This window comes from Anaeromyxobacter terrae (assembly GCF_022690685.1).
In the GTDB taxonomy this organism is placed as follows: Bacteria; Myxococcota; Myxococcia; order Myxococcales; family Anaeromyxobacteraceae; genus Anaeromyxobacter; species Anaeromyxobacter terrae.
In genome coordinates this window covers 36,442-60,043 of record NZ_JALCYY010000033.1, presented here as the reverse complement: position 1 = coordinate 60,043, position 23,602 = coordinate 36,442, and the positions used below count along the sequence as shown (strand labels likewise).

Here is a 23,602-nt window from a genome sequence, read left to right as displayed (position 1 = left end):
CGGTGACGACGCGGACCACGGGGATCGGGAAGGGCAGCGTCGCGGGCGACGGGCTCACCTGCGTGAGCGGCGTGTGCACGGTGAGCGTGGCGAACACGAACCCGGCCCAGGTGGTGACGTTCACGGCCGTGCCGGAGACGGGCTCGGTCTTCACGTCGTGGTCCGGCTGCACCAGCGTCTCCGGCCCGGTCTGCTCGGTGGCGGTCACGAGCGCGAAGACCGTCACCGCGACGTTCCAGCCGGCCACCTACACGGTGACGACGCGGACCACGGGGATCGGGAAGGGCAGCGTCGCGGGCGACGGGCTCAACTGCGTGAGCGGCGTGTGCACCGTGAGCGTGGCGAACACGAGCCCCGCCCAGGTGGTGACGTTCACGGCGATGCCGGAGACGGGCTCGGTCTTCACGTCGTGGTCCGGCTGCACGAGCGTCTCCGGCCCGGTCTGCTCGGTGGCGGTCACGAGCGCCAGGACGGTGACGGCGACGTTCCAGCCGGCGACGTACACGGTGACGACGCGGACCACGGGCATGGGGAAGGGCAGCGTCGCGGGTGACGGGCTCACCTGCGTGAGCGGCGTGTGCACGGTGAGCGTCGCGAACACGATCCCTGCGCAGGTGGTGACGTTCACGGCCGTGCCGGAGGCGGGCTCGGTCTTCACCTCCTGGTCCGGCTGCACCAGCGTCTCCGGCCCGGTCTGCTCGGTGGCGGTCACGAGCGCCAGGACGGTGACCGCGACGTTCCAGCCGGCGAGCTGAGCGGCGAGACGGGACTTCTCCGCCTTCGGGTCGCGCTACGGCTCCGGGGCGGCCCGCGCGCCACGCGCGCCCGGCGCGCGCCCGGCTTCGCCCTCCGCGGAGACCGCACCGCCGCCGAACGTGTCGCACGCGTCGAGCGACGCCGTGTCGTAGCCGCGCCGGAACCAGCGCGCGCGCTGCTCGGCCGTGCCGTGGGTGAAGCGCTCCGGGCGCACGCTCCCGGTCGTCGTCCGCTGGATCCGGTCGTCGCCGACCGCCGCCGCCGCGCGGAGGCCGGCCTCGACGTCCCCGGGATCGAGCCGTCCCCGGTCGCCCACCGACCTGGCCCACGCGCCGGCGAGGCAGTCGGCCTGGAGCTCCATCCGGACGGAGAGCGCGTTCCGTCTCGAGGGGTCGCGCTCCTGCGCCTCGCGCACGCGCGGCGCGATCCCGAGGACGTGCTGCACGTGGTGACCGACCTCGTGGGCGATGACGTAGGCCTGAGCGAACTCCCCCGGTGCCCCGAAGCGGCGCGCGAGCTCGCGGTAGAACCCGAGGTCGATGTAGACCTTCTCGTCGAGCGGGCAATAGAAGGGCCCCATCGCCGACGAGGCGTCGCCGCAGCCGGAGCGCGTCCCGTCCCAGAAGAGCACGAGCCTGGACGGCCGGTAGCGCTGGCCGAGCTCGCGGCCCCAGACCTCCTGCGCGTCGTTGAACGACGCGACCGCCACGTCCTCGAGCGGGGCCTCGCCCGCCTTGCGCAGCTCGACCTGCTCGGGCGACGCGGGCGCCTCGCCGCCGCCGCCCACCATCGAGAGGAAGTCCCGTCCGAAGATGAGGCTCAGGGCGGCCACGACGAGCGTGCCGCCGAGCCCCAGGCGCAAGCCCGCTCCACCGAGCCCACGCCGGTCCTCCACGTTCGAGCGATCCCCGTTGCCGAGCCGCATGCGTCCCTCCCGTCGGAGAGAAGCTTATGACGGAGCGCGGCCGGGGCGGCCTCCCTCGGAGCTCGGGGAGGCCGCCTGGTGTCTTCGTTCGCACCCGGGGAAGGTGCGCGCGGCCCTAGTGGACGTGTTGGGGGCCGGCGCCGCGCGCCGGCTCGCGCTGCGCGTGCTCGGCAGCGCCGGCGGCCTCGGCCGCTCCGGCGTGCCCGTGCGCGTCGGGGCCCGCCGCCGCCTTGTTCACCCCTTCGACCCAGTGGACGAACGGGACGTAGGCGGCCACCCAGCGCCGGCCGGCGGCGACGTCGTTCGCCGGCGGCTTCTCGGCCGCGAGCTTGCGCCAGCGGGCCTCGAGCCCACCGTGCACGGCGTCCCGGAGGAATGCGTCGATGGCCCTGGGATCGCCCTTGGCGATCGCCTGGTCGACCACCGCCACGGCGGGCTCGACCTCGCCCGCGGGCTTGAGGCCGGTGTACGGCGCGCCCTCGCTGGCGCGGTGAACGCGGACCAGGGTCTCGAAGAACCAGCGGTCGGCCACCTCGCGGGCCTCCTTGCCGGACTTGCGGGCCGCGCGGGCCTTGGCGAAGGCCTCCCGGATCTCGGCCTCGCCTGAGGCCGGGACCCAGGCGAGCACGGTGTTCAGCTGGCCCGACTCGAGGGCGGACCGGGCGGCGACGACCACCGGCCCGTCGAGCGTGTCGCAGTGCGCGCGCGCGAGGGCGGGGGAGAGGAGGGCGGACAGGGCGAGCGGCAGCAGCAGCAGCTTCATCTTCATGGGAGGTCACCTCGCTTGGACTTCGGGGTTGAGCGCCGTCGCATGAGAGGCGGCGGACGGCGGGCCGCGCTCCGCGGGCGGGGACCCGCTCCGCGGAGGAACGTCTCGAGCGTGCTCCAGACGCGCTCGGGGAGATCGGCGACGTCGCCCGGTGGGACGGCGCGCGAGTGGGCCAGGGCGAGGAGCGCGCCCAGCACCACGAGCGAGGCCTCCTCCACGCCGAGGCCCGGGGCGAGGGCGCCGCGCTGCGTCGCCTCGGCGATGCAGGCGCGGACGAAGCCGGTGGACCGGCCGCGAAACTCCGCGAGCCGCGCCGCGCCCGCGGCCGGCGCCGCGTGCGCGAGCTCCTCCGACGCGAACAGCCGCGCGATGCCGGGGCGGCCGCGGATCACGGCCACGCGCTGGCGGAAGAACCTGCCGAGCCTTTCGATCGGATCCGCGTCCTGCGGCGGGAACGCCTCGAACAGGAGCTCGCCGACGCGATCGATGGCGGCGAGGACGATGGCCTCCTTCGTCGGGAAGTGCCGGAACAGCGCCGCGTCGGTGACGCCCACCTCGCGCGCGATCGCGAGGGCGGTGAAGCGGCCGACCCCCTGGTCGGCGATCACGCGCAGCGCGGCGTCGGCGATCTCGCGCCGGCGGTCCTCGGTGGGCTTCCGTTCGCGGGTCGGTTCCGGGAGCTGGGCCATGCCCGGCTTGTAAGTAAGTACCAACTAACCTGCAACCCGGAGCGCCCCGGGAGCCCCATCCGTGCCGTGCTGCGGGTCCGCCGCGGCCCGTCCTCCTTGCCGCCGCGGAGACGCAGTCGCATCCTGCCGGCCATGGCGGAGACGGCGGCGAGCTCGGCGAGGACCTTCGGACCCGGCGCGGCCCGCTGCGAGGTCCTCACCTTCCGCGAGGGGGCGCTCTCCGCCCTCGCGCACGACCTCCTGCTGGACGTCACCGCCTTCGACCTGGTCGTCGACCCGGCCGTCCCTTCGGTCACCGCCCGCTTCGATCCGGCGTCGCTGCGCGTGGTCGGGGCGATGCGCGACGGCCGCCCGCTCGCGGGAGCGCTCCGCGGGTCCGACGCGCGCGAGATCGAGGAGACGATCGCCGCCACCGTCCTGCGCGCGCGGCGCTTCCCGGAGATCCGCTTCACCTCGACGGGCGTGTCCCGCCGCGAGGGGGGCTACGAGGTCCGCGGCACGCTCACGCTCGCCGGGGTGACCCGGCCGATCGAGGTGCCGGTGCGCCGCGACGGCGAGCGGCTCGTCGCGGAGGTGCCGCTCCACCAGCCGTCGTTCGGGGTGAAGCCCTACACCGCGATGCTCGGGACGCTTCGCGTGAAGGCCGACGTCCTCGTGCGCCTCTCGCTCCCTGCCGAAGGGCTGTGACGCCCCGGCCGCGAAGACGACGGCGGCCGCTCCCGCGAGGGAACGGCCGCCGGACTGCCACCAATGGCTGCGACCGCTACTTCGCGGCGTTCTTGCCCTGCCAGGCCTCGCCGGAGGAGTTCGTCCAGCCGTCGAAGCGGATCTTCGACTCGACCTTCCGGTCGTCCCAGTAGATGTCGGTCGTGGCGACGTACTTGCGGAGCGCCTCCAGGACCGTCTTGTAGTCGGTCCGGTCCCCCGACGGCAGCGCCGGGTCATTGGCGCGATCGTTGAGCATCGCGATCGTGGACTGGATCATCAGCTCCTGGTCCGCCTTCGGCCACTTCACGAGCACCATGTCGTTGTTGGGGTCCGCGTCGTAGCGGTTGACGTCGAGGATGTACTTCAGCGCCGCGCCCTGCTGGCGCATGTTCTCGCCGTACGACGAGAGCACGTGGTCACGGGCCACGCTGTACGCGAGGGTCTGCTGCGCGAGGCTCAGCGAGTTCCACACCTGCTTGTTGACGATCATCCAGGTGATGAGGAACTGCTGCTGCCAGCCCGGGAAGTGGACGTAGCGGATGCCCACCGTGCCCGGGTTGTCGGCGGTGTTGAAGAGCTGCGAGACGTCGTCGAGCGGGGTGGCGAACTCGAAGCCCTGCAGGTAGCCGTTCTTCACCGCGTCGACGAGCGAGCCGCCGCCGGGGATCGGCGCGATGAACTTGAGGTTCTTCGCGGGGATGACGCCGCGAGCCACGAGGTCGTCGCAGGCGCGGTTGAGGGTGTACTCGCCGGGCGGGAGGTAGCGGAGCGTCCAGTTCCGCTGGCACAGGCCGGCGAGGCCGATGCCCTTCGTGCTGCCGGCGTCCCCGATGGGCTCGTAGAAGTAGCCGGAGAGCTGCTCGGCGTTGCCGACGATCGGGAGGACGACGACGTTCCGGTTGTTGGCGTCGAGGATGGACTGGAGCAGCTCGAGGCCGGAGCGCTGCCCGTCGTCGACGGACTTGCCGAAGAGGAAGCCCAGGTACTCGTCGAAGCCGGGGCCGAACGGCACGCCCGAGTTGAAGAGGAAGCCCCAGGTCTTGTTGAGCTCGCTGCCCGAGTTGTACGCGGCGTCGAACCCGCCGCCGATCGCGCCCGCTCCGACGGCGGCGACGATGTCGCCCTTGAACTGCGAGGGGACGGCGGGGATGCCGGGCAGCTTCACGAAGTTGACCCGGCCGGCCGGGCCGAGCGTGAGGTCCGTGATGCTCGCAAGCTTCACGCCGTAGTCGTCGGCCGGCGGCCCCATCGCGGCGGCGGTGCTGAAGCTGCGGAAGTAGATGTCCGTCGCGAGCGCGGGCGTCGCCGCGAGCGCGAGGACGCCGGCGAGGAGCGCGGTGCCCGCCGAGCGCAGAGGGTTGCGAGTCTTCATGAGATCCCCTTCGGTTCGTATGGTGAGGCGTTCGGTGATGATTCACACCGAGAGATGATTTGCGGAGCGTACTGCGAAGTGTGGACTCAGTCGATTGGGGGATTCGTGGGACAAATTGCTTTTTGCGCAAACGGCGGGTGTTTGGGCGCGGGTGTCGGAAAGCGACCGACAGTGAGACGGCGGCGCGCACACGGAGCGTCTGGGGTGGAGCCGGAAAGGGGCGCGGGGGATTTGACGCAGGGGCTGTCACGCGATTAGGGTTCGTTCACTCGCTGGAAAATGCTCCGCACCGGCGAGACGGACCGGGGGGCTCCGTGAGCACGAGCGGCGTTCATCAGAGGTGGCGCACATGCAGACAGCGGCGAGCACGTCCGGGCGCGATGCGTCCCCCCGAGTGCTCGAGGCGGCCCGGAGGTCTCGGTTCGGCCTGAGCCTCAAGATCGTGGCGATCGCCGGGGCGTCCACTGCGATCGTGGCGATCATCCTGGCGATCTCCTTCGGGCGCGAGGTGGAGAAGCTGCTCGAGCGGGAGCTCACGAGCCGCGGCCGCCTTGCGGCCCTCACGGTGGCGAACACCTCGGCGACGCTGCTCTTCGCGCAGGACACGGCCGGGCTCGAGGCGCTCACGGCGGCGACGCTGGGCGACGTGCCCGGCGCGGCCTACGTGATCGTGCGCGACGAGCGCGGCCGGTCGCTGGCCGAGGCAGTGAAGGACGACTTCGGCGTCGCCCGCCCGGAGGCGACGAAGCTCGCCGACCTGGATCTCGGGAGCCGGCTCCTCGAGCGCGAGGTGACCGTGGGCGGCCGGCAGGTGCTGCACGTGGTCGCGCTCGTGACCTTCAAGGCCAAGTCCGACGCGCAGTACCTCGATCCCCTCGGGCTCGAGGAGGCGCTCGGCGCCGGGGCAGCCGGAGACGCCGGCGTGAAGGTGCTCGGCTCGGTGGAGATCGGCTTCCCCTACGCAGACCTGAGGAGCCAGATCGCCGACGCGAGCCGCCGCGCGCTGACGCTCGCGTCCGTCGTCTTCATCGCCTGTCTCCTCGCGATGTTCCCCATCGCGCGCTTCACCACGAAGCCCCTCATGGAGCTCTCGCAGGCGGCCCTCGGGATCGCCCAGGGGAATCTGCGCCAGGACGTGCGGCGCTCCGGGAGCGACGAGGTCGCGGATCTCGGGCGCAGCTTCGCGCACATGGTCGCGGAGCTGCAGTCGATGCTCGGCGAGCTCAAGGAGGCCGCGGCGACGCTCGCGCAGGAGTCCGACACCATGCTGGGCGCGGCGACGCGGCAGGCCGCCATGGCCGCGCAGCAGTCCGCCGCGGTCGCCGAGATGAACGCCTCGACCCAGGAGATCGCGCAGACCTCGAGCGCGGCCATCGAGCAGGCGGATCGCGTGATCACCGTGACGCAGACGGCCGAGGAGTCGTCGCGCGCCGGCGAGGGCATCGTGGAGGAGGCGGTCGGCAGCACGACCCACGTCGAGCAGCAGGTCTCCGCCATCGCCACGCGCCTCGGCGCGCTCTCGACGCGCGTGGGCGAGATCGGCGACATCATCGGGAAGGTCAAGGACCTCGCCCTCCGCTCGAACGTGCTCGCCCTCAACGCGGCGATCCAGGCGGCGCGCTCGGCGGAGAGCGGCGCGAGCTTCTCGGTGATCGCGCGCGAGATGCGCGCGCTGGCGGAGCAGTCGAGCGCCACCGCCGGAGAGGTCCCGAAGCTCCTCGGCGAGATCGCCGAGAGCAGCGAGGCCGCCGCGGCCGCCACCCAGCAGGGCAGCGAGAAGGCGCGCTCCACCGCGGCGCTGGCGCGGCGGGCGGGCGCGACCATCGGCAACCTCGCGAACGTCTGCCGCGAGTCGGCGACCGCGGCGCGCCAGATCGCGGAGAGCTCGCGCCAGCAGGCGAGCGGCGTGAACGAGATCGTGGGAGCCCTGGCGCAGCTCGCGCAGGCCGCCGAGGGCAACGTGGCCGGAAGTGAAGAGACGAGGCGCGCGGCGGAGCGGCTCAAGGCCGTCTCCAGCCGGCTCACGCGCCTCGCGGAGCGCTACCGCAGCTGAACGGAGGAGGTACCCATGGTTCGCAAGAAGAGAGCACTGAAGGCCGGGATCGCGGCGCTGCTCGCCGGCGCCCTCACCGCGGCGGCCGGTCCCGCCCGCGCGGAGCAGCCCGTCTACGACTTCGGCGTCCTGCCCCAGGTGGCGACGGCGAAGGTCGCGGAGCAGTGGGTGCCGTTCCTGGACAAGCTGAGCGAGATGTCGGGGGTGAAGCTCCGCTTCGTCACCGCGCCGAACATCTCCGAGTTCGGGGCGCGCGCGAAGGCGGCCGCGTACCCGTTCTACTACCACAACACCCTCGCCTACGTTCAGCAGGACGACCAGTACACCGCCTTCGCGCGCGAGGTCGGCGCGAAGACCGTGGGCGTGCTCGTCGTCGCCAAGGACAGCAAGCTCTCCCGCCTCGCGGACCTCAAGGGCTCGACCGTCGCGATCCCGAGCGCGGGCTCGTTCGGCGCCGCGGTCCTCCCGCTCTTCGCGATCCAGAAGGAGGGCGGGCTCGATCTCCAGAAGGACGTGAAGGTCGTGGTCGCCGGCTCGCACGAGGCGGGCTACCAGGCCGTGCTGCAGGGCAAGGCGGTCGCCTCCGGGGGGCTCACGCGCACCTTCGAGCTCCTCCCCAAGGAGGATCGCGCCCAGCTCCGCATCCTCTACACCACGAAGGCGTACTCGCCGCTCCCGTTCGCCGCGCGCAAGGACGTCCCGGCCGACGTGGTCGCCAAGGTCCAGAAGGCCCTCGTGGCGTTCGCGAAGGATCCCGCCAACAAGGGCATCCTCGAGACGCTCAACATGAAGCAGGGCTTCGAGGCCGCGAAGCCCGCGGACTGGGACGACGTCCGCCATGCCCGCGACGACCTCGTCCGCGTGACGAAGACCCTCGCGAACGGCAAGTGAGCGGCACGCCCGGGCCCGAAGCGTGAGCACCACGAGTCGCACGCCAGGGGCGGGCATGAGGGTGACCGGAGCAGAGCGCCGCGCGCTCGTGGAGGAGCTCCGCGCGATCGAGCGGGAGTATCAGCGCGTTCGCGCGGGGCTCGTGGCGCTCGGGCCGGGGGAGCACCTCCCGGGCCTGTACCTGGTCGCCGGCGTGGCCGGTGGCCGGGTGCTCCTGCCCGCCGCCCGGGCCGCCGAGCTCGCGCGCCGCGTGGCCTTCGACAAGGTCCCCGGCGCGGCGCCGTGGCTGCTCGGGAGCTTCGTCTGGCGCGGACGGCCCGCGCTCGCCGTCGACCTCGGCGTGCGGCTCGGCGGCGCGCCCGCGCAGTCGCTCGACGCGATGATGGTGATCCTCGACGGCGCGCCGACGGTGGCGCTCGTCGTGGAGGAGGTCCACGGCCTCGTCGAGGATCCGCTCCTCGCCGACGGCGCCGCGGGAGCGGGGGAGGCGTCGCGCCTCGTCCTCGGCGCCTGCCGGGTGGAGGACGAGGCCGTCCCCGTCCTCGCCCCCGAGATCGTGGAGCGGGACGCGCTGGAGCGGTCGTGAATCCCTCGTTGCCGGACGCCGGAGTCGCGTCCCCCTGGGTGGAGGTCTTCGAGTGAACCGGACCGAGAGCCCGACCGAGCGCCCCCGACGGCGGCGCGGACGCCTGGCGCTCCCGCTGCGCTGGGGGATCCTCCTCGTCGGCTGGTCGGCGCTCGCCGCGGGCGCCGCCGCGACGCGGCTCCCGAGCGGCACCGGCCTCGCCGCGGCGGGGGTGGCCGCCGCGGCGGTGCTCGCCCTCGCGACGTACCTCGCGCGGCCGGCGGAGCGCCTCGCCGTGGCAGCCCGGGCGGCGGCGCGGGGGGACCTCACGCGCTCGATCGAGCCCGAGGGCGCCGCGGAGGTGATGCGCACCGGACGCGATCTCGACGCCCTGCGCCTCGCGCTGCGCGCGACCCTGGACGAGCTCACGAAGGCCTCGGCCCAGCTCGGCGAGGACTCGAGCGCGCTCGCGGGCGGCGTCTCGCGGCAGTCGGCCCTCGCCGCGCGGCAGTCGGCCGTGGTCGCCGAGACGAGCACCACCGCCGCGGAGATCGCGCAGACCGCGCGGGCGGCCGCCCTCCACGCCGAGGAGGTGGTCGAGGTCGCGCAGCGCTCCGAGGACCTCTCCGCCGAGGGCCAGCAGGTGCTCGAGCGCACCGTCGAGACGATCCGGAGCCTCGCGGGACAGGTCCAGACCCTCTCGCGCGCCATCGCGGATCAGGCGCGGCGCTCGCGCCACATCGGCGAGATCGTCGCCGGCCTGAAGGATCTGGCCGAGCAGACGAGCCTGCTCGCGCTGAACGCCTCGATCGAGGCGGTGAAGGCAGGCGATCGCGGGCGCGGCTTCTCCGTGGTCGCCGTCGAGATGGGGAACCTGGCCGAGCAGTCCACCTCCGCCGCCGGCGACGTGCGCGGCATCCTCGCGGAGATCGAGAAGGGGACGCAGGCCGCGATGCAGGTCGCCGAGGAGGGGACGCGCCGCGCGCACGGCGCGATGGAGCTCGCGGCGGAGGCCGCGAAGGCGATCTCGGGGCTCACCCGCGCCATCCGCGACTCGTCGCTCTCCGCCCGGCAGATCGCCAACAACACGCGGCAGCAGGGCATCGGGGTCGAGCAGATCGTCGCGGCGATCTCGGACCTGTCCTCCGCCTCCGAGGAGGCGGGGGCGGGCACGGAGGCCGTGGAGCGCGCGACCGCGAGCCTCTCCGCCCTCGCCGGCAGGCTCGGCGAGGCGACCGCGCGCTACCGGACGGGGGAGCGCGCATGAAGGTGCTCATCGTCGATGACACCCACACGCTCCGCTCGCTCGTCCAGATCTACCTCATCGCCCAGGGCTGGGAGTTCAGCGAGGCGTGCGACGGCGCGGAGGGGCTCGCGAAGGTGCGCGCGCTTCGCCCGGACGTCGTGATCTCCGACGTGAACATGCCGGTGATGGACGGGTTCGAGCTGTGCGCCGCCATGCGCAGCGATCGCGCGCTCCGGCACATCCCGGTGCTGCTCCTCACGATGCTCGGGGACGAGGCGTCCCGGCAGCGCGGGGTGCTGGTCGGCGCGAGCGCTTTCCTCACGAAGCCGGTCTCGCCCCTCCAGCTCCGGGACGCCGTCCGCAAGGTCACGGCGGTGATCCGGTGAGCGGGTCCGAGGTGACCGCGCGTCCCGCGGCGGAGGCCGACCGCTCCGACGCGATCCTGCGCGAGCGCGCCCGCGAGCTCGCCCAGGCGCGGGAGGAGGAGAGCGCCGACGTCCGCGTGATCCTGCCGTTCGAGGTCGCCGGGGACCGGTACGCCGTGGAGGTGACCCGGATCCACCAGGTCCTCGACTCCCGCCGCGTCCACCCACTGCTCGGAGCGCCGCGCGGGGTGATCGGGGCCATCGTGGCGCGCACGCGCCCGGTGCCGGTCCTCGATCTCCGGCACGTGCTCGGCCTCGAGGGCGGCGGGCTCTCCGATCTGCAGCGGGTCGTCGTGCTCGACGACGAGGGCGACCTCTTCGGCCTCGCCGTCGAGCGCGTGGGCCGGCGCATCGAGATCCCGGTGGCCGACCTGCGACCGCCGGAGACCGGCCCCTTCGCGTGGGTGACGCCCGATCGGCGGGCTGTCCTCGATCCCTCGCGGCTCGGCGTCGCGGAGCGCGACAGGAGCTGATCGTGGCCGACCTCCTCGAACGCGTGTGGCCGGTCTTCGAGGCCGAGACCCGCGAGCAGGTCCAGGCGCTCGCCGCCGGGATCATGGAGCTCGAGGACGCCTCGTCGCCGGGCGCGGTCGTGCCGCTCCGCCGCATCGCCCACACGCTGAAGGGCACCGCCGCGAGCCTCGGGCTGCGCGACATCGAGCTGGCGGCGCACGCGGTGGAGGACGTGCTCGTGCTGGCGGACGGCGGTCAGGGCCTCCCCGCGGGCGCGGTCGAGGCCGTGCTGCGGGCCGCCCGCGCCGTCGAGGAGTCGCTCGCGGCCTCCACGCCGGGGCGGATCGCCGACGTGGACGAGGTGCTCGCGGGGCTGGGGGCCGTCCTGCCGCGCGGGACGACGGCGAAGGACCCGCGCGCTCGCACCATGGCGACGGGCCCCTCGGCCGACGTGGAGGTGCTCGCGGCCGAGCTCGGCGCGGTCTGCACCTCGGACGGCGACGAGCGCTCCGCGCACGCGGCGCGCGCGCGCGCGGGGGCGAGCCGCCTCGCGACGTCGCTGCACGGGCACGCTGCCGAGCTGGCCGCCCGCGTGGAGGCGACGGTGGCCGAGCTGGAAGGCGGCGGCGACGACCTCCCGAGGCTCCTCGCGCGGGCCGCCGCGGAGGTGGTGGAGCTGCGCGCGGCGGTGGAGGCGCCGCCCGAGCCGGCCACGGCACCGCGCCAGCCAGCCCCTCGGGAGCGCGCGCCGGCGGCGCGTGCGAGCAAGGACGAGGAGCGCAGCGTCCGGGTGGACGCGACCCGCCTCGACACGGCCGCCGCGGACGTGGACCAGCTCGTGGTCGGCGTGTCCCGCCGCGAGCGCCGCGGCCGCGACCTCGAGCGGACGGCCCAGGCGCTGCGCGAGGCGCTCCTGCTCGTGCAGCGGGGGCTCGACGAGGCGGGGATCGCGGACGACGCCCGCCCGCGCGCCCTCGAGGAGGGGCTCGAGCGCATCCGCGCGCGCGGCGCCGACCTCGGCCGCACCGCGCGCGAGCTCCGGCGGGAGGCGGAGCGCGAGCGGATCTTCGCCCAGTCGCTGCGCGACACGCTCCAGGGGCTTCGGATGGTCCCCGCCGACGCCGCGCTGCAGGCGCTGCGGCCTGCGGTGAGGGAGGTGGCCGCGCAGCTCGGCAAGAAGGTCTCGCTGCAGCTCGCCGGCGGTGAGGTGCGCCTCGACCGGCGGGTGCTCGACGAGCTGAAGGGGCCGCTCCTGCACCTCGTGCGCAACGCCCTGGACCACGGCATCGAGGCGCCGGAGGACCGCCGCGCGGCGGGCAAGCCCGCGGAGGCGCTCCTCGCGGTCCGCGTCGAGTCGCGGGGCGACCGTGTCCTCTTCACCGTCCGCGACGACGGCGCGGGCCTCTCGCCGGAGCGCCTGCGCGCCGCGGCGGTGCAGCGCGGGATCGTGACCGCCGCGGAGGCCGCTCGGCTCGGCGAGGCCGAGGCGACCCGGCTCGCCTTCCGGGCCGGTCTCTCCACCGCGCAGGAGATCACCGCGCTGTCGGGTCGGGGCGTCGGGCTCGACGTCGTCGCCGAGGCGGTGCGGCGGCTCGGCGGGCGCGTGGACGTCGCGAGCGAGCGCGGCCGCGGCGCGTCCTTCGTCCTCGACGTGCCGCTCACCATCGCCGGGACCACCGGGCTCCTCGTCCGCGCGGGCGGGGGCGTGGCGCTCCTGCCCGCCGACGCCATCGAGCGCGTCCTCCTCGTCGGCGAGGCCGACCTCGGGACCGTGGCGGGGCAGGTGACGGTGTCGGTGGAGGGCGACCAGGTGCCGTTCGCGCCGCTCTCGCGGGTCGTCGGGGCGAGCGGCCAGGCGCCGGCGCGGAGCGAGACCGGGACGACCGTCGCGCTGCTCGTCTCCTCGGCCGGGAGGCGGGCCGCGTTCGCGGTGGACGAGGTGCTCGGGGAGCAGGCCATCGTCGTGAGCGCGCTCGGGCGGCGGATGTCCTCGGCGCCGCACGTCGCGGGCGCGGCCGTGCTGGACGACGGGCGGGTGGTGGCGGTCCTCCAGCCGGCGAACCTCCTCGACGTGGCGCGGCTCCCCGCGGAGGCGAAGGACCCGTCCCGCGCCCGCATCGTCGTCGCCGACGACTCCCTCGGCACCCGCTCCGCGGTGAAGGCGCTCCTCGAGATCGCCGGGTTCCTCGTGCTGCCCGCCGCAGACGGTGAGGAGGCGCTCGCGCTCGCGCAGGAGGCGGGCTGCGACCTCGTCGTGAGCGACGTGCAGATGCCGCGCCTCGACGGCCTGGGCCTCACGCGGCGCCTCAAGGCGGACCCGAAGCTCTCCCACGTCCCGGTCATCCTGGTGACGTCGCTCGACGCCGCCGAGGACCGCGCGGCCGGGCTCGAGGCGGGCGCCGACGGCTACCTCGTGAAGGGCGACGTTCAGCGCGGGAAGCTGCTCGACCTCGTGCGGCAGCTCCTCCCTGCATGATCCGCTGCGTCCTCGTCGACGACGCACGCGCCTTCCGCGCGGTGCTCCGGGAGATCCTCTCCTCCGCCCCCGGCGTCGAGGTGGTGGGCGAGGCGGGCGACGGGCGCGAGGCGGTCTCGCTCGTGCGGGCGCTCCGGCCGGACGTCGTCACGATGGACGTGCGCATGCCGGGCGTCGACGGCCTCGCGGCGCTCGAGGAGATCATGCGCGTCGCGCCGACGCCGGTGGTGGTGGTGAGCGGCGAGGCGGGCGGGGAGGCGCAGCAGGCCTCCTTCCGCGCGCTGCAGCTCGGCGCGATCGAGGTGCTGGCGAAGCCGCGCGACCCCGGGACGGCGCGCTTCGAGCGGCAGGCCGAGGCGATCCGCCAGGCCGTCCGCGCGGTCGCGGGGCTCCTGCTCGTCGGCCGCGGGCGCTCGTCGCGGCCGGCTCCCGCGCCGCGCCGCGAGGAGCCGCGCCGCCCGCCGCCGGAGCGATCGCGACTCGCCGTGCCGCACGCCGGCGCGGCGCCGGAGGTGCTCGCCCTGGCGGCCTCCACCGGCGGTCCGGCGGCGCTCGCCCGCATCCTGGCGCGGCTCCCGCGCGAGCTCCCCATCCCGCTGCTCGTGGTCCAGCACATCGCGGCGGGCTTCGAGGCGGAGCTCGCGCGCTGGCTCGACTCGCTCACCCCCCTCGCCGTGCGGCTCGCGGTGGACGGCGCGCCGCTCGCGCCGGGCACGGTCCACCTCGCCGCCGACGGGCGGCACCTCGGCGTCCGCGGCCGGACCGTGCGGCTCTCCGACGATCCGCCCCTGCACGGCTTCCGGCCCTCCTGCACGCACCTGTTCGCGTCGCTTGCGCGCGAGCTCGGGCCGCGCGGCGCCGGGATCGTCCTGTCGGGGATGGGGCGGGACGGCACCGACGGCCTCGCGCTGCTCAAGGCCGCGGGCGGCTACACCGCCGCGCAGAGTGCCGCCTCCTGCGTGGTCTACGGCATGCCGAAGGCCGCGCTCGAGTCCGGGGCGGCGGCCCGCGAGCTCGATCTCGACGAGATCCCGGAGGAAATCCTGAGGCTCGCCGGGCGCGAGGTACGCCGCGCCGCCCCCGTCTGATCCGGCCCGTCCGCGCCCGGGTGTCGCAGTCGTACCGCCAGTCATTGACTCGAGGTGTGGAATCGCGAAGTATCGCGCCCACACCCGAGGTGCGCGCGGTCCGGAGGGACGGCGCCGGAGGCTCACATGAAGCGGCTACTCCTCGCGGGCGCGCTCGCTGCCGCGCTCGTCTTCGCGGTGGCTGCGCAAGCCCAGACCGCGCCCACACGCTACGTCTTCGTGGCCGTGGACGCGGTGGAGCACAAGGGGAACCTCTTCACGGTGACCGGTGTCCTCGACGGCGAGAGCGATGCCCGGACCATCGCGGTCAGCTTCAACACCTCCGTGTCCGCGTACTACCGAGACGACGTGGCGACCTGCCAGCGCCTGGCGCTCCTCGCGATGACGCGGCCCGGTCAGTTCCGCTTCGAGCTCGTCCCCGGTTCCACGTACTCGTACCCGGCGTGCAAGCTCGCGCGGGCCACGCCGTAACCGCCCGGGCAACCGCCATGCGCGCCGCGCACTGGATCCTCGCCGCGCTCGCGGCCGCCTCCATCCATTGCGGGGGCGACGACGGAGAGGGCGGTGGTCCTGATCCCGCGACCCTCGACGGCGATCGGGATGGCGTCGTCCGGGCGCAGGACTGCGACGACTCGAACCCCGGCGTCTGGAAGCAGGTCACCGCTCATCCCGACGCAGATCGCGACGGGCGAGGCGCGGCGACGGAGGGCGTGGCGTGCGCCGGCGACGCGCTGCCGCCGGGCTGGTCGGCGGACGGGAGCGACTGCGACGACTCGGACCCCGGCCGCTGGCGGATGAGCGAGGCGTACCCCGACGTGGACGGTGACGGCCGGGCGGGCGGCGCGCTCACTCCGGTCTGCCGCGGCGACGCGCTCCCCGCGGGCTGGGCCGACGCGGCGACCGACTGCGCGCCCGACGATCCCGCGCGCTGGGCGGAGCTCGGGTACCTCTACCGCGACGCCGACCGTGACGGCGTCACGACGTACGGCGTGGGCGTCGTCTGCAGCGGCAACGCGCTCCCGCCCGGCTACGCGATGGACCCGGCAGGACAGGACTGCGACGACGAAAACGCCGCGGTGTTCGCCTGGACGGGGGCGTACGTGGACGGGGACCGCGACGGCCACGGCGGTGAGGCCGGGACGGTCTGCGCCGGCGGCTACGCGCTTCCGGGCGGCTGGGCGACGGAGAGCGGCGATTGCGACGACGGCGACGCTCAGCGCTGGCAGTGGCTCTCGTACGCATACGTGGATCGCGACTACGACGGTTACACGGCTCCCGAGAGCGGCAACCTCTGCGGCGGATGGGGGCTTCCGTCGCCGTTCTCGAGCGTGCCCGGCTGGCGCGGAGACCGCGACTGCGACGACGCGGACGTGAGCAAGTACCTCAGCATGTACGGGTACGCGGACGCGGATGAGGACCTCGTCGGCGGAGGCAGCCTCGTCACGCTCTGCACGGACGGACGGCTGCCCCCGGGATACCTCGCGACCGGCGGCGACTGCGCACCCGACGATCCCGACGCCTGGCGCGAGTACGCGTACACGTATCGCGATGCCGATCGCGACGACCACTTCGTGTCCGCGAGAGGGACGGTCTGCTACGGCACGGCGCTGCCGCCCGGCTACGCGACCACCGCCTCGGCGCCCCTCGACTGCGACGACGCGGACCCGTCCGTTCACACCGCGCTCTGGGGCTACGTCGACGAGGACAAGGACGGGTTCGGCGCGGGACAGGGCGTGCTGTACTGCACCGCGGGCACCCTCCCGGCCGACTGGGTCGCCACGGGGACGGACTGCGCGGCGGCGGACGAGACGCGCTGGCAGATGCTCGCCTACGCCGGGCTGGACGAGGACGGCGACGGCTTCACCACCCGGATCGCGGGCAGCCTCTGCGCGGGCGCCGCGCTCCCCGACCCCTACCGGGCGAAGGTGGCGGGGAACGACTGCGACGACTCCGACACGGCGCTCTGGCGGTGGACGGTGCTGTACCCGGATGCGGACGGCGACGGCATCGGCACGCCGCCGCGGGAGATCCTCTGCCTCGGCGAGGCGATCCCCGCCGGCTACTCGCTCGAGGGCTGGGACGCGTACCCCGCCGACCCGGGCGTGCAGGCAGCAGAGGAAGATCCGCTCGCTGCGCCCATGCTGTAGCGGCTGAGCCCGCCCGGCGGGTCAGAACGTCGCGCGGATCGTGACCGGCGCGCCGCCGGCGTCGAGCGCGGGGAGCGTGCCCTCGAGCGTGCCGTGCACGCCGAGGAGCTGCGCGCCGGTGGCGGCCGCCGCCGGGATGGCGGTGAAGCGGGTGGCGAGGGCGCCCGTGCCGGAGCTCGGGTCGAGCGGGTCGAGCGGGGCGAGCGCCTCGTGCGTCTCCGCGTAGGTGCCAGCCTGGACCGAGCCCGTGCCGCGCGTGGCGCTGCCGCTGTCCACCGTGCTCGCGGTCGTGGACCACCCGTACGGCTGGCTCAGCGCCGGCCGGCCCGTGAGGAAGAAGCCGACCTGCGCCGCTGGATCCGGCAGCGCGCCGCCCGCCACCGGCTGCCCCCGGTAGGCGACGAGCAGGAACACCCACTCGTTCGTCGGCATCGTCGGCATCGCCGAGTAGTCGTAGGCGGTCACGATGCACCAGAGGTCCTCTGAGACGGCGCCGCGGACCTCGAGGCTGCAGCCGAACCCGCCGGGCGCCGGCTGCGAGTCGCCGCCGCCGCAGTCGAAGGCGAGGAGCGGGAGCGAGAGCACGGCGAGGAGGAGCGTCTTGCGCATGGGGGACCTCTCCGGAGAGGCCGTGGATCTTATCACGGTCCGTGACGGGCGCGCCCGTGGCTCGACTCCGGGTGGACCTGCGAGGTGGGCGCGCCACGCACCTCGCCCGCGGGAGGTTCAGGACTTCGGCAGCGGCGTCGTCCTGCGGAGCTCGCGGGCCGCGAGGTCGATCTCGCCGACCAGCTCCGCGCCGCCGCGCCGGAAGAAGACGAGCAGCGTGCCGTTGCGCGGCATGGAGTAGCCGTGGATGACCTCCGCGTCCGGGAGGACGACGGTGAGGTCGTCACCGGCGGCGCCGGACACGGCCACGCGGAGGGCGTCCTCCTCGGTGATCTGGCCGTCGCCGTCCGTATCGGCGTCCGCGAGCTCGTAGCGGAGCCAGCGGACCGGACGGGCAGGGGCGCTCTCTTCGCTGCGCCCCTGCGCACCTCCGCCGTCGTGCAGGGGCAGGTACGTGGTGATGGCGGCGCGGTGGTCGGGCCTGAGCCAGCGCGCCCGGCCGGCGGCGCCGTCGAAGAAGAGCAGGTTGCGCGTGGTCGAGCGCTCGCCGCTCGAGTACGCCCCCGAGCCATGATGGGCCACGAGCGGGAGGAGGACGTGCGGCGTCCCCTCGAGCTCCTGGGCGTCGCCGAGGGCGAGCTCCTCCCCGTCCACCTCGGTGACCGTCTCCTCGCGCGCGGCGGGCTTCCCGGCCTCGAGCAGCGTGGACACGAGGCCGGCGGCCGCGCCGACGGCGATCGTCACGAACGCGAGGAGCAGGAGGGCGCCGTTGATGCGCCAGATCGTGCGGAAGAGCCGCTGGGCCTTCACGTGAGCGTAGCCTCCGCCCTACTCCGCCTCGCCGAGGAGCGCGTCCAGCCGCGGCGCCTCCTCCTCGGAGAGCTGGTCGCGGGGGAGCGCCTTTGCCGCCGCGCGGACCTCGGCGCGCGCCGCGTCGCTCGTCGCGAGCCGCGCCCGCGCCTCGAGCGCGAGGAGCTGGAAGTCGAGCGAGAGCCCCTGGACGTCCGCGCTCGCGAGCGCGGCGCGGGCGGCGTCCGCCTCGCCCCTCGCGGAGTGGTAGGCGGCCTTCACGATCGCGAGCTCCGCGGCGGGGGCCCCAGCGGCGCCGTCGAGCCAGCGGGGCGCGGCCGCGACGTCGCCGTCCGCGAGCGGCTCCGCGAGGAGCTGGGTCGCGAGGTGCGCGTGCAGCTCGGCGCGGTTCACGGCGAGGTGCGGGCGCTTCACGCCGCGCAGGTACTCGAAGGCGCGATCGAGCCTCGGCCACGCGGTGGCCTCGTCGCCCTTCACGAGCGCCCCGATGCCCTCGTTGTAGTCGGTGATCGCCGCCTGCTCGCGCGCGACGGCGGCCTCGAGGCGCGCGACCAGCCCGGCGTCCACGGGGGTGCCGTCCAGCTCGCCGCGCAGCTGGTCCGCGTCGGCGAGGTCGCCCGCGTCCATGAGCGCGAGCACGAACTGCATCCGGCGCGCCTCGTCGACGCCGCCCGCGGCCTCGAGCGCGTTCCAGCGGGCGAGCGCGTCGTCGAAGCGGCCCTGCGCCGCGAGGCGGCTCGCCTCGCGGACCGCGCCGTCGTGGCGGAGGTCCCCGGCGGTGAGCGCGAGCAGCCCGCCGGCGATCGCGATCCCGGCGGCGAAGAGGAGCGGGCTCCAGCGCGGGAAGGAGGGGAGGTTTCGCGCCTGGGCACCGGGCGCCGGCGCGAGCGCGAGCGGGACGAGCCCCTTCCTGCCCATGTGACGCGTGAGGCGGCGATCGATGGCGCGCGGGACGACGATGAGCAGGACGAGCACGGCCGCCGCGACGCCCAGGCGCTCGGCCTCGGGGTTCGCGAGCGCGTCGGCGAGGAGCGCGAGGCCCAGGCCGAGCATCGCCATCGAGCCGAGGAACTCGAGCGCGCCGAAGAGGTGGTGGCGCAGGTAGAGGTCACCGAGGCCGGGCACCCAGGTCGAGAGCCGCGCCGCCTTCTCGGGATCGCGGAACGGGATCCGGCAGGTGGGCGACGGGCAGGTCGCCGTCGCGCCGACCGGGCCGGGGGTGACGCCGAGGCAGGCGGGGCAAAGGTGCTGGAGCGACGGCCCCGCGGCCTTGGGGCCGTCCGCGGTCGGGAGGAGCGCCTCGAGCCGCTTGCGGTCAGCCGCCCGGATCGACACGAACTTGAGGCTCGAGCCGTCGGCGAGGCGGATGCGCCAGCCCGACAGGGAGCGGCCCGCGCCGCGGATGGCGGTGAGCGGGACCTGGTTCTTGATGTCGCCGGCCCGTCCGCGCCAGTCGAGCTGGACGAGGAGCAGGCGCCGGTCGGTGAGCACGAGCGCCGTCAGGTTGTGGACGTGCGCCGGGGCTCCGCCGAGCGCGTACTCGAACAGGAAGAAGCGGCAGCCGCGCGCCACGTAGCGGATGGTCTCGCCCGGCGCGAGCGCCGTGCGGAGGACCCCCTCGATCCCGGCGACGAGCTTCGCCCGCTGCGCCTTGGCGCGCCGGCCGAGGAAGCCGTCGGGCTCCGGGTACAGCGATGCGGGATCGACCGGCAGCGCGTCCGTGCCGGGGGCCTGCAGGTGGGTCGCGAGCTCGCGCATGCCGACGTCTCCCCTTCTCACATCGTGAACGCCCCTCCGTACGTGACGGAGCGGGAGCGGTCAATGTGGGAAGGCGTGGGAGGGCGTCAGCGGACGCTTGCGGCCCGGCTCGGCCGCTCGCGGGCGGCAGCGGTGCGGCGCGTACACCGTGGGTGCACGCGCCGGCTTGCGCTACTGCTTCACCGGAGAGGCGGACGCCGTGGGCTTCGCGGGGGCCGGCTTCTCGCTCGAGCCGCCCGGCGTCATCTTCACCGAGCCCTGCAGGAGCGCGCCCTTCTGCACCTCGATGCTGGGCGTCTCGACGTTTCCCCGGACGCGCGCGGCGCGGTGGATCTCGACGCCGGTCTTCGCGTGGATGTCGCCGTTCACCTCACCGAGGACGACGACCGTCCCGCAGGTGATCTCGGCGTCGATCCGCGCGTGCTCGCCCACGACGAGCACGTCGTTCGTCACGATCGATCCCTTGAAGAGCGCGTCGATCCGGACCGTGCCCCGGAACGTCAGCTTCCCCTCGAACTCGGCGCCCGCGCCGAGGAGCAGATCGCTCGAGCCGGTGGGAGCCGTGCTGGGGCCGGTGGCGACGGGGTTCTGCGGGATCATGGACATCAGGTGGGCTCCTCGGGGTTGGTGCTGCGACGCACCACTTACAGCCGGACGCGGACGAGCATTCCCGCGCTCGCCCGATCGACCCACCCGGAGAAAACACGAGGGGCGCAGCGGCGCGGAACCCGCGACCGTGCGCCCTCGCGCTCATCCCCCGCTGGTGTGCGCTACTTCGTGCCGGTGTCGCTCCCTGCCGGCGCCCTCTTCCCCTCGCCCACCCCGGGCATGTCGCCCCAGCCCCCCTCGACCATCGCCTTCACCTTCCAGTCGCCGCCCTTCCGGACGAGGAGCAGGGCGCTGCGGCCGGTGGTCTTCTTCTTGCCCATCGTCATCGTCCAGCTGTCGTCCACCGTCGCGAGCGCGTCGGTGACGAGGAAGATCTTCGGGGAGTGCGTCATCTTCAGGCCCTTCATCGGCTTCCCGTAGACGGGCTCCATCATCTTCCTCCACTGCTCCTCGTTCCACGGGCCTCCGACGCCCTCGCCGGCCTTCGTGTCGGTGAGCATGAGGACCGGGAAGTCGACGAGCGCGACGGCCGCGTCGAGCTCGCCCTTCTGGCTCGCCTGCTCCATCTTCTTGAGCAGGGCCATGATCTGCTGCTGGCCCTGCTTCTCCTGCGCCGGCGTGACCTTCCGCGGCGTCCAGCCGGCCATCGGACCCTGGTCCTTCGCCGCGGCGGACGGCGCGGGCTCGGCGGTGGTGGGCGCCGGAGTGCCGGGCTCGGCGGTCGCGGGCGCGGGAGTGCTGGGCTCGGGAGTGGTGGGCGCCGGAGTGCTGGGCTCGGCGGTCGCGGGCGCGGGAGTGCTGGGCTCGGGAGTGGTGGGCGAGGGCCGGGTCGGGGTCGGAGGGGCGCCCGTCCCCTGGCCGAGCACGGCGATGGGGGCGAGCAGGGAGAGCAGCACGAGGAAGCGAACGGGGCTCATCATGAACGGCTCCTTCCGTGGTGACACGGGTCGTGCACCGCGAGTAACGGGTGGGAGCGCGCGTGGCACCTCCCTCCGGCGGCGTCCCCATCGGTGAGGCCGCTCGGGCGGCGCACGGCCGGCCGCCCGAGGGGAGGCGCCGCGCCGATCGTTCGCGCTACGTCAGCGGGAGCGCGTCGCGCGGAGGCGGATCTCGCCCGCCTGCTCGGGGTGCTTGCCGACCTTGTCCGCATAGGAGGCGCGGATCCGCGCGAGGTCCGCCTCCTCGTCGCCGGTGAGCGTCAGGTACTCGGTGAGGCCGACGGTGCGCGAGCGGTAGTCGATGAAGGCGAGGCCGACGGGGACGCCGGTGGCGAGCGCGATCCGGTAGAACCCGGACTTCCAGTGATCGGTGTACGAGCGGGTGCCCTCGGGCGCGATGGCGAGGAACAGCCGCTCGCGTCGCGCGAGCTCGCCCTCGAGCAGCTCGATGATCCCGGTCGGATCGGCCCGGTTCACGGGGATGCCGCCCATGCGCCGGAGCAGCCCGCCGAACGGCCAGCGGAACAGCGTGTGCTTCCCTACGAAGGTCACCGGGAGCGCAGAGGCGAGCCGGGCGAGGTACCCGACGACGAAGTCCCAGTTGGACGTGTGCGGGTACACGACGATCACGCACCGCGGGACCGGCGGCCAGCGGATGTCGGCGCGCCAGCCGGCGGCGGCGAGCAGCGCGCGCGCGACGCGGATCGCGATGGTGGAGGACGGGGAGTCGGTGCGCGGAGGGGCGGGTCGTGGGTGTCGCAACGAACCGAGCGTGACACGAGGCCACCGCGCCCACAAGTGGTGTGGTAGGCGCGGCCACCCTGGCGCTTGCCCGCCTCCTGACGGTCGGTGGAAGAATCCCGGGTTTCCCGACGAAGGGAGCGCTGCATGCCGAGGTTCGAGGAGGCGGAGCTGCTGGACACCCGCGACGGGGTGGAGCTCGATCCCATCGAGGAGAAGCGCCCGAGCCGCGCCCCGTGGGTGCTGCTCGTCCTCACGCTCCTCGCCGGCACGGCCGTCGCGGGCTGGCTCCTCTACCGGCTCCAGCTCGCGCGCGGCGAGGCGGCGACCGCGGCGCAGAGCCTCCAGGGCGTGCGCGCCGAGCTCGACGAGGTGCGCGCGCAGCGGGCGGATCTCGCCCAGCGGCTCGGGCAGACGGAGGTCGAGAAGCAGGAGCTCGCGAGCGCGAAGGCCGAGCTCTCGCAGGACGTGCAGGCGAAGGACGAGCAGATCGCGGCGCTCCGCGGCGAGTTCGACGAGCTGCAGGAGAAGATGAAGGCGGAGATCGAGAAGGGGAACATCCGCCTCTCGCAGGACCAGGGGCGGATCAAGGTCGACATGGTGGACGAGATCCTCTTCGACGTCGGCGAGGCGTCGATCTCCACGCAGGGCGAGGAGGTGCTCTCGCGCGTCGGCGCGGTGCTCGCTCGCATGGCCGACAAGCGCATCCAGGTGTCGGGCCACACCGACGACCTGCCGATCTCGCCGCGCCTCGCGGATCGCTTCCAGACGAACTGGGAGCTCTCCGCCGCGCGCGCGATCACGGTCGTGCGGTTCCTCGAGGAGCGCGCCCGCGTCCCCGGGCGTCGGCTGGTCGCCGCGGCGCACTCGCAGTTCGATCCGATCTCCGCGAACAAGACCGCGAGCGGGCGGGCGCGCAACCGGCGCATCGAGATCCTGCTCACGCCGGAGATCGATCCCGATCGCAAGGCGGCCATCGCCTCGGCGACGACTGCCGCAGCGGCGCCCCTGCCGAGGAAGGCGGCGGCCGCCACGCCCGCGCCGAAGCACGTCACGGCGGCGCCGGCGCCGGCTCACAAGCGGACGACGGCGAGCCGGACGAGGCGGTGACGGGGCGCACGCACCCGTCGCGCGGACGCTTCCGGCGACGCGGCTCGAAGGGCTGAGCGCGAGCTCCGCGCCGGTATCGTCTTCGAGCGGCAAACGTCCTTTTCTCGGAGACCGACGCCCCAGCGGTGGGTTGCGGCCGGGCCGTTCGAGCGGCAATGCCATGTGCCCGCGACGGAGGCAGGGGCCGCATGCCGGTGGTGACCTTCACGACCACGCTCGAGCGCCACCTCGCCGCTCCCGTCTCCACCGTGCCGGGCGCGACGGTGCGCGAGGCGCTCGACGAGGTGTTCCGCGCGAACCCGCGGCTGCGCGGGTACGTGCTCGACGACCAGGGCCGGGTGCGCAAGCACGTGGTCGTGTTCGTGGACGGCGAGCTCGTCGCGGATCGGATCCGGCTGACGGACCCGGTGCGGCCCTCGAGCGCGGTCTTCGTCATGCAGGCCCTGTCGGGAGGATGAGGCGCC

At 74.3% G+C, this 23,602-nt stretch carries 25 protein-coding genes; 14 read left to right on the top strand and 11 right to left on the bottom strand.

Annotation, left to right across the window (positions count from 1 at the left end; translation table 11 throughout):
* Nucleotides 1-247 (bottom strand): hypothetical protein (locus MNY62_RS15610; RefSeq protein ID WP_242345111.1); only part of this gene is annotated, 247 nt, incomplete at its 3' end.
* Between MNY62_RS15610 and MNY62_RS25755 the strand changes: the two genes are divergently transcribed.
* Nucleotides 129-755 (top strand): InlB B-repeat-containing protein, encoded by a 627-nt coding sequence (locus MNY62_RS25755; protein ID WP_408629090.1) that lies wholly within the window; start codon nucleotides 129-131, stop codon nucleotides 753-755. The genes MNY62_RS15610 and MNY62_RS25755 overlap by 119 nt on opposite strands.
* A gap of 35 nt (nucleotides 756-790) precedes the next feature.
* On the opposite strand, the gene ypfJ is transcribed toward MNY62_RS25755, so the two are convergent.
* From ypfJ to MNY62_RS15590, 3 genes are all read right to left on the bottom strand, one after another.
* Nucleotides 791-1,681, bottom strand: a complete 891-nt coding sequence (gene ypfJ / locus MNY62_RS15600) for a KPN_02809 family neutral zinc metallopeptidase (RefSeq protein WP_242345109.1) — start codon at nucleotides 1,679-1,681, stop codon at nucleotides 791-793.
* A 115-nt stretch (nucleotides 1,682-1,796) separates the two neighbouring features.
* A complete protein-coding gene (locus tag MNY62_RS15595) occupies nucleotides 1,797-2,450 on the bottom strand; it encodes a DUF6448 family protein (protein WP_242345108.1) in 654 nt (217 codons plus the stop codon).
* Nucleotides 2,447-3,139: a TetR/AcrR family transcriptional regulator gene (locus MNY62_RS15590; protein WP_242345107.1), complete on the bottom strand. Its 693-nt coding sequence runs from the start codon at nucleotides 3,137-3,139 to the stop codon at nucleotides 2,447-2,449. Before MNY62_RS15590 ends, MNY62_RS15595 begins: the two co-directional genes overlap by 4 nt.
* A gap of 132 nt (nucleotides 3,140-3,271) precedes the next feature.
* On the opposite strand from MNY62_RS15590, the gene MNY62_RS15585 reads away from it, so the two are divergent.
* Complete coding sequence (locus MNY62_RS15585; protein WP_242345106.1) at nucleotides 3,272-3,826, top strand: YceI family protein; 555 nt, start codon at nucleotides 3,272-3,274, stop codon at nucleotides 3,824-3,826.
* Nucleotides 3,827-3,902: 76 nt separating this feature from the next.
* Here MNY62_RS15585 and MNY62_RS15580 read toward each other — a convergent pair whose 3' ends face one another.
* Nucleotides 3,903-5,219, bottom strand: a complete 1,317-nt coding sequence (locus MNY62_RS15580) for a hypothetical protein (protein WP_242345105.1) — start codon at nucleotides 5,217-5,219, stop codon at nucleotides 3,903-3,905.
* Nucleotides 5,220-5,661: 442 nt separating this feature from the next.
* Between MNY62_RS15580 and MNY62_RS15575 the strand changes: the two genes are divergently transcribed.
* The 10 genes from MNY62_RS15575 to MNY62_RS15530 all read left to right on the top strand — a co-directional run bounded on the left by MNY62_RS15575 (nucleotide 5,662) and on the right by MNY62_RS15530 (nucleotide 16,563).
* Nucleotides 5,662-7,272 (top strand): methyl-accepting chemotaxis protein, encoded by a 1,611-nt coding sequence (locus tag MNY62_RS15575; RefSeq protein ID WP_242345104.1) that lies wholly within the window; start codon nucleotides 5,662-5,664, stop codon nucleotides 7,270-7,272.
* Nucleotides 7,273-7,287: 15 nt separating this feature from the next.
* Nucleotides 7,288-8,163: a phosphate/phosphite/phosphonate ABC transporter substrate-binding protein gene (locus MNY62_RS15570; protein ID WP_242345103.1), complete on the top strand. Its 876-nt coding sequence runs from the start codon at nucleotides 7,288-7,290 to the stop codon at nucleotides 8,161-8,163.
* Nucleotides 8,164-8,218: 55 nt separating this feature from the next.
* A complete protein-coding gene (locus tag MNY62_RS15565; RefSeq protein WP_242345102.1) occupies nucleotides 8,219-8,749 on the top strand; it encodes a chemotaxis protein CheW in 531 nt (176 codons plus the stop codon).
* A gap of 52 nt (nucleotides 8,750-8,801) precedes the next feature.
* Nucleotides 8,802-9,995 carry a methyl-accepting chemotaxis protein gene (locus MNY62_RS15560; RefSeq protein WP_242345101.1) on the top strand — a complete coding sequence of 398 codons (1,194 nt, stop codon included), beginning with the start codon at nucleotides 8,802-8,804 and terminating at the stop codon, nucleotides 9,993-9,995.
* On the top strand, nucleotides 9,992-10,360 hold the full coding sequence (locus MNY62_RS15555) for a response regulator (RefSeq protein ID WP_242345100.1): 369 nt from the start codon (nucleotides 9,992-9,994) through the stop codon (nucleotides 10,358-10,360). The genes MNY62_RS15560 and MNY62_RS15555 overlap by 4 nt, the downstream gene beginning before the upstream one ends.
* Nucleotides 10,361-10,371: 11 nt before the next feature.
* Nucleotides 10,372-10,872 carry a chemotaxis protein CheW gene (locus tag MNY62_RS15550; protein ID WP_242345099.1) on the top strand — a complete coding sequence of 167 codons (501 nt, stop codon included), beginning with the start codon at nucleotides 10,372-10,374 and terminating at the stop codon, nucleotides 10,870-10,872.
* Between the two features lie 2 nt (nucleotides 10,873-10,874).
* Nucleotides 10,875-13,328: a hybrid sensor histidine kinase/response regulator gene (locus MNY62_RS15545; RefSeq protein WP_242345098.1), complete on the top strand. Its 2,454-nt coding sequence runs from the start codon at nucleotides 10,875-10,877 to the stop codon at nucleotides 13,326-13,328.
* Nucleotides 13,325-14,416, top strand: a complete 1,092-nt coding sequence (gene cheB / locus MNY62_RS15540) for a chemotaxis-specific protein-glutamate methyltransferase CheB (RefSeq protein ID WP_242345097.1) — start codon at nucleotides 13,325-13,327, stop codon at nucleotides 14,414-14,416. The genes MNY62_RS15545 and cheB overlap by 4 nt, the downstream gene beginning before the upstream one ends.
* A 126-nt stretch (nucleotides 14,417-14,542) precedes the next feature.
* A complete protein-coding gene (locus MNY62_RS15535; RefSeq protein WP_242345096.1) occupies nucleotides 14,543-14,887 on the top strand; it encodes a hypothetical protein in 345 nt (114 codons plus the stop codon).
* A gap of 17 nt (nucleotides 14,888-14,904) precedes the next feature.
* Complete coding sequence (locus MNY62_RS15530) at nucleotides 14,905-16,563, top strand: hypothetical protein (RefSeq protein WP_242345095.1); 1,659 nt, start codon at nucleotides 14,905-14,907, stop codon at nucleotides 16,561-16,563.
* A 21-nt stretch (nucleotides 16,564-16,584) separates the two neighbouring features.
* On the opposite strand, the gene MNY62_RS15525 is transcribed toward MNY62_RS15530, so the two are convergent.
* The 6 genes from MNY62_RS15525 to MNY62_RS15500 all read right to left on the bottom strand — a co-directional run bounded on the left by MNY62_RS15525 (nucleotide 16,585) and on the right by MNY62_RS15500 (nucleotide 22,049).
* Nucleotides 16,585-17,172 carry a hypothetical protein gene (locus MNY62_RS15525; RefSeq protein ID WP_242345094.1) on the bottom strand — a complete coding sequence of 196 codons (588 nt, stop codon included), beginning with the start codon at nucleotides 17,170-17,172 and terminating at the stop codon, nucleotides 16,585-16,587.
* Between the two features lie 117 nt (nucleotides 17,173-17,289).
* Nucleotides 17,290-17,982: a hypothetical protein gene (locus MNY62_RS15520; protein WP_242345093.1), complete on the bottom strand. Its 693-nt coding sequence runs from the start codon at nucleotides 17,980-17,982 to the stop codon at nucleotides 17,290-17,292.
* A gap of 18 nt (nucleotides 17,983-18,000) precedes the next feature.
* Complete coding sequence (locus tag MNY62_RS15515) at nucleotides 18,001-19,740, bottom strand: hypothetical protein (RefSeq protein ID WP_242345092.1); 1,740 nt, start codon at nucleotides 19,738-19,740, stop codon at nucleotides 18,001-18,003.
* Between the two features lie 171 nt (nucleotides 19,741-19,911).
* On the bottom strand, nucleotides 19,912-20,346 hold the full coding sequence (locus tag MNY62_RS15510; RefSeq protein ID WP_242345091.1) for a bactofilin family protein: 435 nt from the start codon (nucleotides 20,344-20,346) through the stop codon (nucleotides 19,912-19,914).
* Nucleotides 20,347-20,510: 164 nt separating this feature from the next.
* The gene (locus tag MNY62_RS15505; RefSeq protein WP_242345090.1) at nucleotides 20,511-21,269 is read right to left on the bottom strand and encodes a hypothetical protein; all 759 of its coding nucleotides are present in this window, start codon (nucleotides 21,267-21,269) and stop codon (nucleotides 20,511-20,513) included.
* Between the two features lie 159 nt (nucleotides 21,270-21,428).
* A complete protein-coding gene (locus MNY62_RS15500; protein WP_242345089.1) occupies nucleotides 21,429-22,049 on the bottom strand; it encodes a lysophospholipid acyltransferase family protein in 621 nt (206 codons plus the stop codon).
* A 126-nt stretch (nucleotides 22,050-22,175) separates the two neighbouring features.
* Between MNY62_RS15500 and MNY62_RS15495 the strand changes: the two genes are divergently transcribed.
* Entirely contained in the window at nucleotides 22,176-23,138 is a 963-nt protein-coding gene (locus MNY62_RS15495) for an OmpA family protein (RefSeq protein ID WP_242345088.1), read from the top strand.
* A 188-nt stretch (nucleotides 23,139-23,326) separates the two neighbouring features.
* Nucleotides 23,327-23,596 (top strand): MoaD/ThiS family protein, encoded by a 270-nt coding sequence (locus MNY62_RS15490; protein ID WP_242345087.1) that lies wholly within the window; start codon nucleotides 23,327-23,329, stop codon nucleotides 23,594-23,596.
* Nucleotides 23,597-23,602 lie beyond the last annotated feature (6 nt).